Raw genomic sequence first — 13,532 nt, 5'->3', positions numbered from 1 at the left:
CCACCCGCCCGCGCCGGCGCGCCGTCCACAGCCGTCCGCGCGGGAGCGTGCACGGCCGCGCGGCACGGCGGCGCGCACGGCCCGCGTGGCGTGGTGGTGGGTGCGGGTGGTGGTGTGGATGGCGGGGGCGGCGGCGCTAGTAGGCTCACGCAACGTGCCGAGCATTCCGCGACCACTGGTTCCCGACGACGACGGCAGCGCCGACGCCGCGGTGGCGGCCGCGCTCGCGGCCTTCGCCGCCGGCACGGCCGACGCCGCCCAGGTGCTCTCCGCGCTCGGCGCGGCCCGCGTGCTGGTCCCGGTGGTGGCCCTGCTGACCGAGTCGGAGGTGGGCGCGCACGGGCTCAGGCAGGAGAAGGAGAGCGAGATGGCCCTGCCGAAACTGGTCGGCGCGGACGGCAGGGAGGCCGTGCTCGCCTTCACCGGCACCGAGCCGCTGACCCGCTGGCGCCCCGACGCCCGCCCGATCCAGGCCACCGTCCCCCAGGTCTGCCACGCGGCCGTGATGGAGAACGCCGCCGCCGTCGTCATCGACGTGGCGGGACCGTCCCCCTTCGTCATCGAGGGCACCCCCCTCCAGGCTCTGGCCGCCCTGCACGGCCCCCCGGCCCACCTGCCACAGCGCCTCGCCCGGGCGGGCCTCACCCTCACCCCCGACCCCGCGCCCCCCGCAACCCCGCGCCGCCGCTTCCCCTGGTCCCGCCGCCGCTGATCCGGGCGGCCCCGGCGTTCGCCGGTGCGGACGACCCGCGCGGCGTAGGGTCGGGGTGTGCTGACGCCGCTGATGTGGACGCTGGCGGTGGCCGGTGCCGCCCTGGCCGCCGGAGGGTGGCAACGGGCGCACCTGTTCCTCGGGGTCGTCCCCGACACCACGCCGGGGGCGCCGCCCGCGTACCGGCCGGCGCGGTTCTCCGTCGAGGTGGTCACCGGGCTGCTGCTGGCCGGGCTGGCGGTGGCCGTGCCGTCTGCGGGGGTGTGGGCGGCGTTCGGCTGGCTGGCGGTGTGCGCCGTGCCGCTGGCGCTGGTGGACGTGGCGGTGTTCCGGCTGCCCGACCGGCTCACCGCGGCGGCGTACGCGGGGACGCTGGGGCTGCTGGCCGTGACCGCGGTCGCCGAGCGAAGACATGACGAACTGGCCGGGGCGCTGCTCGGCGGGCTCGCGGTGAGCGCGTTCTACCTGGTGCTCTTCCTGGTGAACCCGGCCGGGATGGGCCTCGGGGACGTGAAGCTCGGGGCCGCGCTGGGCACGGCGCTCGGCTGGCTCGGCTGGGCCAGCGTGGTCGCGGGCGTCTTCGCCGCCCACCTGGCCGCCGGCCTGTACGGCCTCGCCATGATCGTCACCCGCCGGGGGAGCCGCAAGTCGGACCTCCCCTTCGGCCCCTTCATGATCCTCGGCACCCTGGCCGCGATATTCACAGGCGGTCCCTGGTAGACCCCCGTCTCCCACCGGATGCCGGACAGGGTGGATTTCGGCGCGACGGCATGTGCAGCGCGGTCGGCTCGAAGGGCCGGGCAAACCATACCTTCCGAGTGTTTCCCCGCACCGAACCGGACTTTGTGTCCGCATTCCCCCGCGAACGATCATGTGAGGGACATCTCTTCTGCAGCGGGTAGCGGCACATGAAAAGCAGACGCGTGTTCACCGGCGCGGTACTCGTGCTGAGCAGCCTGACCGTGGCGAGCATGGGCGCGCCCGCGGCCGGCGCCCGTACGGCCGCGGCGGAACCCACTCCCGGTCCGGCGGCGGACGGCGAGGTGGGCGTGCTGAACTGGGCCGGATGCAGGTGGAACGCCTCCGGCGAGCGGCGCACGTACATCCTCAGCGGAGACTGGGACGGTGACGGCGACGACACTCCCGGCTTCGCGTTCGACGACGGCTCGGGCTTCACGTGGCACCTCCGCGACGACAACAGCGGCGGGGACGCCGACCACACCTTCGCCTACGGCCGCAGCGGGGACTTCCCGGCCGTGGGCGACTGGGACGGCGACGGCCGCGACACCGTCGGCATCTCCCGCACGAACGCCTCCGGGCTGACCTGGCATCTGCGCGACCAGCTCGCCGGAGGGGAGGCCGACCGCACCTTCGACTTCGGGCCCGCCGACGTGCACTGCCCCGTGGCCGGCGACTGGGACGGCGCCGGAGGGGACGGCCCCGGCTACACCCTCCGGAACTCCGGCAGCCTGACCTGGTACCTGCGCAACGCTCTCAGCGCGGGCCCGGCGAACCACACCTTCCCCTACGGCACGGCACCCGGAGGCCGGCTGGCGGCGGAGGACTAGCGGGGCGAAGCGGGCGGCCGGGACCGCGCGAGCCGGACCGTGCCGGTGGGCGGGCTGCGAATGCCCGCCCACCTGGGGTTCCGTCAGGCGTGGCGGGCACGGATCACAGGGTATGGAAGACTTGACCCCATGTTGCGCTGGTTGACCGCAGGGGAGTCACACGGCCCCGAGCTTGTCGCGATCCTTGAAGGGCTGCCCGCCGGGGTGGAGGTGACCACCGCCGACATCCAGGAGGCGTTGCGGCGCCGCCGCCTCGGTTACGGCCGCGGCGCGCGGATGAAGTTCGAGCAGGACGTGGTGAACATCGTGGGCGGGGTCCGCCACGGGCGCACGCTCGGCAGCCCGGTCGCGATCCGGGTCGGCAACAGCGAGTGGCCCAAGTGGGAGACCGTGATGGCGGCCGACCCGGTCGACCCGGAGATCCTGGAGGGCCAGGCGCGCAACGCGCCGCTCTCCCGCCCGCGTCCCGGCCACGCCGACCTGTCCGGCATGCAGAAGTACGGCTTCGACGACGCCCGCCCGGTCCTCGACCGCGCCAGCGCCCGGGAGACGGCCGCCAGGGTGGCCCTCGGCCGGGTCGCCGTCGCCTTCCTCCGGCAGGCGCTCGGAGTCGAGATCGTCAGCCACGTCGTCGAGATCGGCACGGCCGCCGCGCCCGACGGCGTGCTGCCCGGCCCCGGCGACCTCGCCGCCGTGGACGAGGACCCGGTGCGCTGTCACGACCCGGAGGCGAGCGCCGCGATGGTCGCCGAGATCGAGACGGCCCGCAAGGAGGGCGACACCCTCGGCGGCGTGGTCGAGGTGGTCGCCTACGGGCTGCCGCCGGGCCTGGGCAGCTACGTGCACTGGGACCGGCGCCTCGACTCGCGGCTCGCCGGCGCGCTGATGGGCATCCAGGCGATCAAGGGCGTCGCGGTGGGCGACGGCTTCGAGACCGCCAGGCGCAGGGGCTCCCGGGCGCACGACGAGATCGTGGGCGAGGCCGACGGCGTCCGGCGGGTCACCAACCGCGCGGGCGGCATCGAGGGCGGCATGACCAACGGCGAGCCGCTGCGGGTGCGCGCCGCGATGAAGCCGATCTCCACGGTCCCCCGGGCGCTGCGCACGGTCGACGTGATCACCGGCGAGCCGGCCAAGGCGATCAACCAGCGGTCCGACGTGTGCTCGGTGCCCGCGGCCGCGGTCGTCGCCGAGGCGATGGTCGCCCTGGTGCTCGCCGACGCGGTGGTGGAGAAGTTCGGCGGAGACTCGGTCGAGGAGGTCGCGCGCAACCTGTCCGGCTACCTCTCCTCGATGCTCAAGCCGCCCTCCCAGGCGGTGACCGAGTGACCCGCGCCGTGCTCATCGGCCCGCCCGGAGCCGGCAAGTCGACCGTCGGCCGACTGCTCGCCGAGCGGCTGGGCGTCGCGTTCCGCGACACCGACGACGACGTGGAGGCCGTGGCCGGCAAGCCGGTCGGGGACATCTTCGTCGAGGACGGCGAGGAGCGGTTCCGCGCGCTGGAGGCCGAAGCCGTGCGCGGCGCGCTGGAGGAGCACGACGGCGTCCTGTCACTGGGCGGTGGCGCGATCCTCGCCGAGGAGACGCAGCGGCTGCTCGCCGGGCACACCGTCGTCTACCTGGAGGTCGGCCTCGCGCAGGCGGTCCAGCGGGTGGGTCTCGCCTCGGCGCGCCCGCTGCTGGTGCTCAACCCGCGCAGCCGCCTCAAGATGCTGCTGGAGGCCCGCCGCCCGATCTACGAGCGCCTCGCCACGAGCAAGGTGCCGACCGACGGCCGGGAGCCGGAGGAGATCGTCGACGAGCTCGTCAAGGAGCTCGCGCCGTGACCGCCACCAGGATCACGGTCGCCGGCGACCGGCCCTACGACGTGGTCGTCGGCGGCGGCGTGCTCGGTGAGCTCGGCGGCCTGCTCGGCGACGGCGTGCGCACCGTCGCCCTGGTGCACCCGGAGACCCTGCCGGAGATCGCCAGGTCGGTCCGCGAGGCCGTCGAAGGGGCCGGGTTCCAGGTAGCCGCGCTGCCGGTGCCCGACGGCGAGCGGGCCAAGACCGCGGCCGTGGCGGCCGGGCTGTGGGCGGCGTTCGGCCGGCACGGCGTCACCCGCTCCGACGCCGTGGTCGGCGTGGGCGGCGGCGCCACCACCGACCTGGCCGGCTTCGCCGCGGCGACCTGGCTGCGCGGCATCAAGGTCGTGCAGGTGCCGACCACGCTGCTCGGCATGGTCGACGCGGCGGTCGGCGGCAAGACCGGCATCAACACCGCCGAGGGCAAGAACCTCGTGGGATCCTTCCACCCGCCCGCCGGCGTGCTGTGCGACCTGGACACCCTGGCCACCGTGCCCAGGGACGACTACGTCGCCGGCCTCGCCGAGGTGATCAAGGGCGGTTTCATCGCCGATCCGGAGATCCTGCGGCTCGTCGAGGACGACCCGGCCGCCGCCCGGATGCCCGAGGGCGGCCACACCAGGGAGCTGATCGAGCGCAAGGTCCGGGTGAAGGCCGACGTCGTGGGCGCCGACCTGCGCGAGTCGGGGCTGCGCGAGATCCTCAACTACGGCCACACGCTGGCCCACGCGATCGAGCGGGTCGAGGATTACCGGATCCGGCACGGCGAGGCCGTCGCGATCGGCATGGTCTTCGCCGCCGAGCTGTCCAGGCTCTCCGGCCGGATCGGCCCGGACCTGGTCCGGCGCACCCGCGACATCCTCACCTCGGTCGGCCTGCCCACGGCCTACCCGCGCGAGGCGTGGCCGGAGCTGCGCGACCACATGCGCCTGGACAAGAAGAACCGCGGCGCCACCCGCAGGTTCGTCGTGCTGGACGGCCTGGCCCGGGTGGGCCGGCTGGAGGACCCGGCGGAGGAACTGCTGGCGGCCGCCTACGAGGAGGTGGCCCGATGAGGCCGGTCCACGTGCTCAACGGGCCCAACCTGAGCAGGCTCGGCACCCGCGAGCCCGACGTGTACGGCGCGGAGACCTTCGCCGACCTCGCGGCCCTGTGCCGGGAGACCGGCAGGGAGCTGGGCCTGTCCGTCGACGTGCGGCAGACCGACGACGAGGCGGAGCTGGTCGGCTGGCTGCACGAGGCCGCCGACGCCAAGATCCCCGTCGTGCTCAACCCGGCGGCGTTCACGCATTACTCCTACGCCGTGCGCGACGCCATCGCCCAGCGCACCGCGACGCTCATCGAGGTGCACATCTCCAACCCCGCCGCCCGCGAGGAGTTCCGGCACACGTCGGTGGTGGCCGCCGTCGCCACCGGCACGATCGCCGGCTTCGGCCTGCGCTCCTACGTGCTCGCCTTACAAGCGATCGCGGCAGAGGGCGAGTGAGGGCCGCCGCGCGGGTGCGGCGCGGCGGTGCGACGATGTGAGATCGAGGTGTGATGAGCTACCGCTCCTTCGCGGCCATCGGGGACAGCTTCACCGAAGGGCTCAACGATCCGGGTCCGGACGGCCGGTTCCGCGGCTGGGCGGACCGGGTGGCCGAGCGGCTCGCCGTACGGCAGCCGGACTTCCGTTACGCCAACCTGGCGGTCCGGGGGCGGCTGCTGGCCGAGGTCGTCGAGGAGCAGGTCCCCCTGGCGGTCGGGATGAGGCCCGACCTGATCAGCTTCTGCGCCGGCGGCAACGACCTGCTGCGCCCCGGCGCCGACCCCGACCTGCTGGCCAAGACCTTCGCCCGCGCCGTGCGCGACCTGCGCGCCACCGGCGCCGACGTCCTCGTCTTCACCGGCATGGACCTGCGTGACACGCCGCTGCTGCGCCGCTACCGCGGCCGGTTCGCGATCTTCTACATGCACCTGCGGTCCATCGCCGACCTGTACGGCTGCCGCCTCGTCGACCAGTGGTCCATGCAGAGCCTGCGCGACTGGCGGGCCTGGAGCGAGGACCGGATCCACATGAACGAGTCGGGCCACCGGCTGGTCGCGGCCCGGGTGCTGGACGTGCTGGACGTGCCGTGCGAGGACTCCTGGCGGGAGGCGTGGCCGGACCGCGGCCCGGTGGACCCCCGGGTCAGGCGCAAGGAGGACGCGGAGTGGCTGCGCCGCCACCTGCTGCCGTGGATCGGCCGCCGCATCCAGGGCACGTCGTCCGGCGACGAGGTCGCCCCCAAACGGCCGGGCCTGACGCCGTACGTCTGAGCCTGGCGCCGGTCAGCTCTCCGAGGCGAGGCGCTTGAGGGCGCCGCGGACCATGTCCGGATTGCTGGTCTCCCAGAACGGCGGCAGCGAGGCGCGCAGGAACGAGCTGTAGCGGGCGGTGGCCAGGCGCGGGTCGAGCACCGCCACCACGCCCTTGTCCGACTGCGAGCGCAGCAGCCGGCCCGCCCCCTGGGCCAGCAGCAGCGCGGCGTGGGTGGCGGCGACGGCCATGAAGCCGTTGCCGCCCTTGGCCGCCACGTGCCGCTGGCGGGCCGAGGCCAGCGGGTCGTCGGGGCGCGGGAACGGGATCCTGTCGATGATCACCAGGCGCAGCGACGGGCCGGGCACGTCGACGCCCTGCCACAGCGACAGGGTGCCGAACAGGCAGGTGGGCTCGTCCTGGGCGAACTGCTTGACGAGTTGCATCGTCGAGTCGTCGCCCTGGCACAGCAGCGGCACGCTCAGCCGCTCGCGCAGCGCCTCGGTGGCCGCCTTGGCGGCCCGCATGGAGGAGAACAGGCCGAGCGTGCGCCCGCCCGCCGCCTCGATCAGCTCGGCGATCTCGTCCAGATAGGCGGGGCTCAGGCCGTCGCGGCCGGGGGAGGGCAGGTGCTTGGCGACGTAGAGGATGCCGCTGCGCGGGTGGTCGAAGGGGGAGCCGACGTCCAGCCCCTGCCACGTGGCCTTCTTGCCGTCGCCGGGCGCCGCGAGGCCCCACTGCCGGGCCAGGCCGTCGAAGGCGCCGCCGAGCGCGAGGGTGGCCGAGGTGAGGACCACGGTGCGCGAGCCGAAGAGCTTGTCGCGGAGCATCCCCGCGACGCTGAGCGGCGCGATGTTCAGCCTGGGCGGCATCCGCCCGGTGCCCTCGTCCAGCCAGACCACGTCGGCGCGGTCCACCTCGGAGTCGTGCCCGAAGGCGTCGAGCATCCGCTGGGCGGTGTCGTGCACCTCGTCCAGCGCGGTGAACGCGGCCTTGCGGATGCCCGCCTGCTCCGGGTCCTCGCCGGCCCCGCGCCGCTCGCCACGCGGGCCGAGCGCGGTGATGCAGGCGAACGCCGCGTCCCTGACCAGGGCCAGGGTCATGCCGAGCACCTCGGGCAGGTCGTCGATCCGGCCGGCGGGCGCGGCGGCGAGGAGCGCCTTGAGGTCTTCGCCCGCCTCCAGCAGCCGGTCGGCGACGGCCTGCTCGATGAGCCGCCCCACCCGGCGGACGGCGAAGCCCACGGTGGACTCCGACAGCTCGCCGGTCACCACCGAGGTGACCCGGTCGACCAGCTCGTGCGCCTCGTCCACCACGACGACGTCGTGCTCGGGCAGCAGGTCGAAGTCCTCCATCGCGTCGATGGCCAGCAGTGAGTGGTTGGTGACGACGATGTCGGCCTGCCCGGCCCGGTCGCGGGCCAGCTCGGCGAAGCACTCGGCGCCGCTCGGGCACTTCTGCGCGCCGAGGCACTCCTTGGCGCTGACCGAGAACTGCCGCCACGCCTGCTCGTTGACGCCGGGCACCAGCTCGTCCCGGTCGCCCAGCTCGGTGTCCTCGGCCCACTCCTGGATCCGCTTGACCATGCGCCCGGTGGCGCTCACCTCGCGGGCGTCGAAGAGCTGCTCCGCCTCGTCCTCCTCGGGCCAGGCGGCGCTCAGCTTGTACCGGCACAGGTAGTTGCGGCGGCCCTTGAGGATCGCGAACGTCGGCTCGTGCGGCAGCTCGGCGGCGAGGGCCTCGGCCAGCCTGGGCAGGTCGCGGTCGACGAGCTGGCGCTGCAGGGCGATGGTCGCGGTGGAGACCACCACGGCCGCCTCGGACGCCATCGCGTGCCTGATGGACGGGACGAGGTAGGCCAGCGACTTGCCGGTGCCGGTGCCGGCCTGCACGGCGACGTGCTCGCGGGCGTCGATCGCGTCCTGCACGGCCTTCGCCATCGCCACCTGGCCCTGGCGCTCGCTCCCGCCGAGCGCGTGCACCGCCGCGGCGAGCAACTCCTCCACCGGCGGCAGGTCCGGCGCGGCGGTCTTCTGGCTGGTGTCGGGCGTCGCGTCTGGCACGGCAGTCAACGCTACCCGCTCCGGGGGGCGGCGTGTGCCGCTCGCGCCGCGACGAAGGGCCGGACGCATCCCGGTATTCCAGGAGCCGAGAGGGATGTCGCGTGGCAGACTAGCGGGAGCCCGGGGGTCTCAAGGAAGGTCGAAGGAGATCTACCTGCTGTGCCTCTTGGGGCCAGAGAAAGGGACGAAAGGGCTGGTTCGGTAGGGTTCTCCGAGGTCGAGTGGACGAATAAAGGCTGGTTAAAGCACTATGTCTGCCATGTCGGAAGTTGTCCCGTTGCCGTCGTTCGGTGAAGTGTTCTTCGATGCCCGTGGTCAGGACCGCGTTCTCCGGGTCACGTGGCACGAGGGGACACTCGTGTTGAGCCTCTGGCGCGGCGAGATGTGCACCGCCAGCTTCCGCATGCCCCTGGAGGACGTCGGGCGCCTGCTCGACACCCTCGACGACGGCTACGCGGAGGCGGGAGGCGACGAGCTCGTCCAGTCGGGCCAGCACGCACCGCAGGCCCAGCCCGCCGACTACCCGGAGGAGACGGCCGAGACCGCGGGCGACTTCCCCGCGACCGGGCACTACGCGAGGCCGCCCCAGCAGGACTACCCCGCCGCCGGCCACTACCAGGAGGCCGCCCAGGGGCACGACGACTACCCCGCCGGCCAGTACGCCGACACCGGCGCCCGCGACGACTACTACCCCGACCCCATGGCCGCCCGCGACGACTACCAGGGCGACTACCAGGGGTATGACCCGGCCCGCGGCCACGACGGCTACCAGGCCGACTACCAGGGCCACTACGCCGACGACCCCGCGCCGGAGGCGCAGCGCGCGGCCGGCGGGCTCGGCCCCAACGACGTCCTCGTGGTGCGCGGCGGCCCGGTCGCCGACAAGCTCGTCGCCGGCCAGCGCGCGGCCGACCCGATCCCGCGCGAGAACCTCCTCGACGACCAGTACGGCAGGTCGTCCCGCCCCGACCTGGACTACCCGGCGCCCGACCCCTACGCCGACCCGTACGCCGCGCCCCCGGCCGGCTCGCGCGGCAGGCAGGGCGGCGGCTCCGACACCGACCCCTACGGCTTCTCCGCCCGCGAGGTGGACGAGCACGGCTCGCAGTACACCGTGCCCGCGCAGCAGGGCACCGACTACGCCGACTACAACTACGGATCCCTGGAGCAGGACGCCGGCTACGGCAGGCAGGTCCCGCACCCCGACCCGTACGGCACCCCGGCCTACGACGCGGGGCACCCGCAGGTGGACCGCGCCGACCCGCTCGGCCTCGGCCCGGGCGCGGCCGGCGACGAGTACTACCAGAACCGCCCCTACAGCGACGACATCATCCCCTACGCCACCGGCGAGCGGCTGCGCCCCGAGCAGGGACGCGACGACAGGGACGACCGCCGCGACTGGTGACCCGTACCCGTGATCCACGGGTGGGGGACCCCGTCGCCCGTCCGGGCGGGCCGGTCGTACGCTGAGGGCGCGCGGACATCGGTTGAGGGGGCGGCTTGAACGCATTGATGGGGATCGAGTTGCTCGCGCTGCCCGCCGGGGCGGTCGCGCTCGCGGCGGTGGCCAGGCGGCTGGGCTGGCCGGTCCCGCTGGTGCTGGTCGCGGTGGGGCTGCTGCTGTCGTTCGTGCCGGGCGTGCCCGAGTACGAGCTGGACCCGGAGATCGTGCTGCTGGTCTTCCTGCCGCCGCTGCTCTACGCGGCGGCGCTGGACAGCTCCTACATGCGGCTGCGCGAGGTGCGCCGGGCGGTGGGGCTGCTGTCGGTCGGGCTGGTGCTCTTCAGCACCCTGGTGGTCGGCCTGGTGGCCCACCTGATCGTGCCGGGGCTGCCGCTGGCCGCCGCCTTCGCGCTGGGCGCGATCGTCGCGCCGCCGGACGCGGTGGCGGCCGTGGCGGTGGCCCGCAGGCTGGGGCTGCCCCGGCGGGTGATCACGATCCTGGTCGGGGAGAGCCTGTTCAACGACGCCACCGCGCTCACCGCCTACCGGGTGGCGATCGCCGCCGCGACCGGCCAGGGCGTCAGCATGTTCGGCGGCGCCCTGGAGTTCCTCTACTCCGCCGCCGGCGGCGTGGTGATCGGCCTCGCGCTGGCGTGGGCGCTCGGCTGGATCCTGGAGCGGATCAGGGACGCGCTGGTCGAGAACACGATCATGCTGCTGATCCCCTTCGGCAGCTACATGCTCGCCGAGCTCGTGCACGCCTCCGGGGTGATCTCGGTGGTGATCGTCGGGCTGTACATCGGTCACCGCATGTACCGGACCGGGTTCGGCACCAGGTTGCTGTCCGACGCCGTCTGGCGGGTGCTGTCCTTCCTCCTGGAGGCGATCGTCTTCGCCCTGATCGGCCTCCAGTTGCACGCGATCGTCGTCGCCGGGCTGCGTACCGAGGAGCCGTGGGCGCTGGCCGGCTACGCGGCGGCGGTCTTCGTCACGGCCGTGCTGGCCCGGATCGTGTGGGTGATCCCCGCCACCTACCTGCCCCGGCTGTCCCGCAGGATCCGCGAACGCGAGCCCCGGCCCCCCGGGAGGCAGGTCGCCGTCATCTCCTGGGCCGGCATGCGCGGCGTGGTGTCGCTGGCCGCCGCCTTCGCCATCCCGGACGACCTGCCCGGCCGCAACCTGCTGCTCTTCCTCACCTTCTCGGTGGTGATCGGCACCCTGCTGGTGCAGGGGCTGTCCTTCCCCATGCTGCTCAGGCGGCTGAAGGTGTCCAGCGAGCGGGAGATCTACGCGGACAACCTCGCGGAGGCGGGCGCGCAGCAGGCGGCGGCGAGCGCGGGGCTGGCCCGCCTCGAAGAGCTCGTCGCCGACGGCGTGGCCGAACTGCACGCCGACATCGTCGCCCAGCTCCGCTCCAAGTCCGAGCGCCGCACCCTCAACGCCTGGGAACGCCTCGGCGGCGGCACCGGACCCGAGGGCGAGGAGACCCCGAGCGCCGTCTACCGCCGGCTGCGCCGCGAGATGCTGGACGCCGAACGCCAGGTCTTCGTACGGCTGCGCAACGAGCGGCGCATCGACGACGAGGTGCTCCGCCGCGTGATGCAGGAGCTCGACTTCGAAGAGGCCATCCTGGAACGCCCCTGAGCGCTCCGCGGCGGGATCAGGGGACCAGGGTCTGGTCCACGAAACACCACTTCCAGTCCTCGCCGGGCTCGAAGGAGCGGATCACGGGATGGCTCGTGGCGTGGAAGTGGGCGGTCGCGTGCCGGTGGGGTGAGGAGTCGCAGCAGCCGATGTGCCCGCATTCCAGGCACCGGCGCAGGTGCACCCAGCGGCCGCCGCTGATGAGGCACTCCTCGCAGCCCTCCGGTGTTCGCGGCGCCGGATCGGCGGCCTTCGCGATGTGCTCGCACATCCCCATCACCATCACCTCTCGGTCGAAACCTCCCCAGATCCTACTAACGCAACCCTGGCCCCCTCCTGTCAGCCGGTGCCGGAGCGAAAGGGCCGCTCCTGACTCAGAGGTGGTTTGTTCCGTCAAGTTCGATCTCACGCGGGGAGAGGAGGGCTTGGGTAGGGTCTAGGCATGCGACTGCTCCCGCGTGTCCTTCTCACCACGTCCGCCGCCGCCCTCACCCTCACCGGGTGCGGCGAGCTGCAGGAGATCAGCGGCACCGTCGACAAAGCGCAGGCGTGCCTGGAGGCCACCCAGGTGACGACCCAGATCGTCGGCCAGCTGACCAGCCTCCGTGACAATCCGGAGCAGCTCAACCAGGCGCTCGACGAGGCGGCGACCAAGCTCGAAGGGGCCGCGGCCAAGGCCGGGGACACCACCCTTCAGGAGGCGCTGGAGGGCCTCGCCAACTCCTATCAGAACCTCGACATCACCGACGTCAACAGCGCGGTCGACGCGGCCCAGAAGGCGGCGACCGACACCGCGAGATACGTTTCCGACATCACGGCGGCCTGCACCTGATCCAGGTCATATCGTTGTCGTCATGCCGTTCCGGTCGATCGTCCTCGCCGCCTGCGCCGTGCTGTTCCTCGGCGGATGCGGCGCGGTCGGGGATCTCAGCGGCGCGGTGGTGCGGGTCCAGGCGTGTCAGGACGCGATCACGGCGACCGGCCGGCTCGCCGACCGGATGCCGGACGTCCGGGACAACCCGGCGGAGCTGAAGAAGGCGCTCCGCACCGCCGCCGACGAGCTGGACCAGGCCGGGGCCGGTGCCGGCGACCCGACGCTGGGCGACGCGCTGGACGGCCTGGCCGACCTCTACCGCTCCCTCGACCCCGCCGGCGGCGCCGAGACGATTCGGCGGGCGTCGGCCGGCACCGCGAAGTACCTCCAGGTGATCACGGCGTCCTGCGCCGCCCAGTGACCCCTATCCCGCCTTATCTAGGGGAATAGTGGTCGAAATAGCCTCAAAGTATGAATTCCGAGGGCAAGGAGCCCGACCCCAGGTTCACCCTCGCCAACGAGCGGACCTTCCTCACCTGGCTGAGCACCTCGCTCGCGCTGAGCGCGGCGGGCGTGGCGATGGCCGCCGTGGCGGGCGAGACGTTCGTGCCCTGGCTGCGCACGCTGATGGCGGTCGTCCTGGTCAGCCTGGCCACCGTGGCCGCCGCGATGGCCTACCCGCGCTGGCGGCACATCCAGCGGGCGCTGCGCCGCGACGCCCCGCTGCCGCCGCCCGCGCTGGCCCCGCTCCTCGGGTACGGCATCGCCGTGGTGGCGCTGCTCGCCCTGGTCCTCGTGCTGACCGCGAGATGAGGCCCGAGGTGAACACCCGCGAGCCGTGGGACGACGGCCTGCAGAGCGAGCGCACCCGGCTGGCCTGGGTGCGCACCGCCACCGCGCTGGCCGGCGGCGGGATCGTCGCCGCCGGTTCGGCGCTGCGCGCGGGCGTGTCCCCGGTGTCCGCGGCGGCGTTCGCGCTGGCCGCCCTGCTCGGCGGCATCCTGCTCGCGCGCACCGGGGTGCGGTTCGCCCGGGTGCAGGGCGCGCTGCACGGGGGCAGGCCGCTGGACCCCGGCGCCGACGTGACGCTCGCCTGGCTCGGCGCGCTCGCCGTGGCGGCCGGGGCCGTCGTCTTCGTGCTCACCCTCTAGCGCGAGGGAGGCGGC

16 protein-coding genes are annotated in these 13,532 nt (G+C 73.7%); 14 read left to right on the top strand and 2 right to left on the bottom strand.

The window, feature by feature from the left end:
• Positions 1-154: 154 nt before the first annotated feature.
• The 8 genes from QSK26_RS34415 (at position 155) to QSK26_RS34380 (ending at position 6,422) form a co-directional block, all read left to right on the top strand.
• Positions 155-712 carry an SseB family protein gene (locus tag QSK26_RS34415; RefSeq protein WP_285779504.1) on the top strand — a complete coding sequence of 186 codons (558 nt, stop codon included), beginning with the start codon at positions 155-157 and terminating at the stop codon, positions 710-712.
• 57 nt (positions 713-769) lie between these two features.
• Entirely contained in the window at positions 770-1,432 is a 663-nt protein-coding gene (locus tag QSK26_RS34410) for a prepilin peptidase (protein WP_285779503.1), read from the top strand.
• Between the two features lie 188 nt (positions 1,433-1,620).
• A complete protein-coding gene (locus tag QSK26_RS34405; protein ID WP_285779502.1) occupies positions 1,621-2,280 on the top strand; it encodes a hypothetical protein in 660 nt (219 codons plus the stop codon).
• A 129-nt stretch (positions 2,281-2,409) separates the two neighbouring features.
• The gene (aroC, locus tag QSK26_RS34400; RefSeq protein ID WP_285779501.1) at positions 2,410-3,609 is read left to right on the top strand and encodes a chorismate synthase; all 1,200 of its coding nucleotides are present in this window, start codon (positions 2,410-2,412) and stop codon (positions 3,607-3,609) included.
• Positions 3,606-4,106, top strand: coding sequence for a shikimate kinase (locus QSK26_RS34395; protein ID WP_285779500.1), 501 nt, complete (start codon positions 3,606-3,608; stop codon positions 4,104-4,106). The genes aroC and QSK26_RS34395 overlap by 4 nt, the downstream gene beginning before the upstream one ends.
• Complete coding sequence (gene aroB, locus QSK26_RS34390) at positions 4,103-5,179, top strand: 3-dehydroquinate synthase (protein WP_285779499.1); 1,077 nt, start codon at positions 4,103-4,105, stop codon at positions 5,177-5,179. Before QSK26_RS34395 ends, aroB begins: the two co-directional genes overlap by 4 nt.
• Positions 5,176-5,610 carry a type II 3-dehydroquinate dehydratase gene (aroQ, locus tag QSK26_RS34385; protein WP_285779498.1) on the top strand — a complete coding sequence of 145 codons (435 nt, stop codon included), beginning with the start codon at positions 5,176-5,178 and terminating at the stop codon, positions 5,608-5,610. Before aroB ends, aroQ begins: the two co-directional genes overlap by 4 nt.
• 53 nt (positions 5,611-5,663) lie before the next feature.
• Entirely contained in the window at positions 5,664-6,422 is a 759-nt protein-coding gene (locus QSK26_RS34380) for an SGNH/GDSL hydrolase family protein (RefSeq protein WP_285779497.1), read from the top strand.
• A 12-nt stretch (positions 6,423-6,434) separates the two neighbouring features.
• Here the strand turns inward: QSK26_RS34380 and QSK26_RS34375 are convergent, their stop codons facing one another.
• The gene (locus QSK26_RS34375; protein WP_502888778.1) at positions 6,435-8,534 is read right to left on the bottom strand and encodes an ATP-dependent DNA helicase; all 2,100 of its coding nucleotides are present in this window, start codon (positions 8,532-8,534) and stop codon (positions 6,435-6,437) included.
• 289 nt (positions 8,535-8,823) lie between these two features.
• On the opposite strand from QSK26_RS34375, the gene QSK26_RS34370 reads away from it, so the two are divergent.
• The gene (locus QSK26_RS34370; RefSeq protein ID WP_285779495.1) at positions 8,824-9,870 is read left to right on the top strand and encodes a hypothetical protein; all 1,047 of its coding nucleotides are present in this window, start codon (positions 8,824-8,826) and stop codon (positions 9,868-9,870) included.
• A gap of 95 nt (positions 9,871-9,965) precedes the next feature.
• Entirely contained in the window at positions 9,966-11,552 is a 1,587-nt protein-coding gene (locus QSK26_RS34365) for a Na+/H+ antiporter (protein WP_285779494.1), read from the top strand.
• A gap of 16 nt (positions 11,553-11,568) precedes the next feature.
• Here the strand turns inward: QSK26_RS34365 and QSK26_RS34360 are convergent, their stop codons facing one another.
• The gene (locus QSK26_RS34360; protein ID WP_285779493.1) at positions 11,569-11,823 is read right to left on the bottom strand and encodes a ubiquitin carboxyl-terminal hydrolase 14; all 255 of its coding nucleotides are present in this window, start codon (positions 11,821-11,823) and stop codon (positions 11,569-11,571) included.
• A gap of 171 nt (positions 11,824-11,994) precedes the next feature.
• On the opposite strand from QSK26_RS34360, the gene QSK26_RS34355 reads away from it, so the two are divergent.
• The 4 genes from QSK26_RS34355 to QSK26_RS34340 are packed head-to-tail and all read left to right on the top strand — an operon-like array spanning position 11,995 to position 13,517.
• Positions 11,995-12,384 carry a DUF8711 family protein gene (locus QSK26_RS34355; protein ID WP_285779492.1) on the top strand — a complete coding sequence of 130 codons (390 nt, stop codon included), beginning with the start codon at positions 11,995-11,997 and terminating at the stop codon, positions 12,382-12,384.
• A gap of 22 nt (positions 12,385-12,406) precedes the next feature.
• Positions 12,407-12,787: a DUF8711 family protein gene (locus tag QSK26_RS34350; RefSeq protein WP_285779491.1), complete on the top strand. Its 381-nt coding sequence runs from the start codon at positions 12,407-12,409 to the stop codon at positions 12,785-12,787.
• Positions 12,788-12,837: 50 nt separating this feature from the next.
• Positions 12,838-13,179, top strand: a complete 342-nt coding sequence (locus tag QSK26_RS34345) for a YidH family protein (RefSeq protein ID WP_285779490.1) — start codon at positions 12,838-12,840, stop codon at positions 13,177-13,179.
• Positions 13,180-13,187: 8 nt separating this feature from the next.
• Positions 13,188-13,517, top strand: a complete 330-nt coding sequence (locus tag QSK26_RS34340; RefSeq protein WP_285779489.1) for a DUF202 domain-containing protein — start codon at positions 13,188-13,190, stop codon at positions 13,515-13,517.
• Positions 13,518-13,532: the final 15 nt, after the last annotated feature.

It is taken from the genome of Microtetraspora sp. NBRC 13810 (assembly GCF_030268685.1).
Classification (GTDB): domain Bacteria; phylum Actinomycetota; class Actinomycetes; order Streptosporangiales; family Streptosporangiaceae; genus BSRQ01.
The sequence above is the reverse complement of the archived record's forward strand: the minus strand, read 5'-3'. Positions and strand labels throughout refer to the sequence as shown.

Excerpts from the sequence above, each read along its gene's own strand:
- QSK26_RS34405 (WP_285779502.1), top strand. The coding sequence starts at position 1,621 with ATGAAAAGCAGACGCGTGTTCACCGGCGCGGTACTCGTGCTGAGCAGC.
- aroC (WP_285779501.1), top strand. The coding sequence starts at position 2,410 with ATGTTGCGCTGGTTGACCGCAGGGGAGTCACACGGCCCCGAGCTTGTC.
- aroQ (WP_285779498.1), top strand. The coding sequence starts at position 5,176 with ATGAGGCCGGTCCACGTGCTCAACGGGCCCAACCTGAGCAGGCTCGGC.
- QSK26_RS34380 (WP_285779497.1), top strand. The coding sequence starts at position 5,664 with ATGAGCTACCGCTCCTTCGCGGCCATCGGGGACAGCTTCACCGAAGGG.
- QSK26_RS34375 (WP_502888778.1), bottom strand. The coding sequence starts at position 8,534 with ATGCGTCCGGCCCTTCGTCGCGGCGCGAGCGGCACACGCCGCCCCCCG.
- QSK26_RS34360 (WP_285779493.1), bottom strand. The coding sequence starts at position 11,823 with ATGTGCGAGCACATCGCGAAGGCCGCCGATCCGGCGCCGCGAACACCG.
- QSK26_RS34355 (WP_285779492.1), top strand. The coding sequence starts at position 11,995 with ATGCGACTGCTCCCGCGTGTCCTTCTCACCACGTCCGCCGCCGCCCTC.
- QSK26_RS34350 (WP_285779491.1), top strand. The coding sequence starts at position 12,407 with ATGCCGTTCCGGTCGATCGTCCTCGCCGCCTGCGCCGTGCTGTTCCTC.
- QSK26_RS34345 (WP_285779490.1), top strand. The coding sequence starts at position 12,838 with ATGAATTCCGAGGGCAAGGAGCCCGACCCCAGGTTCACCCTCGCCAAC.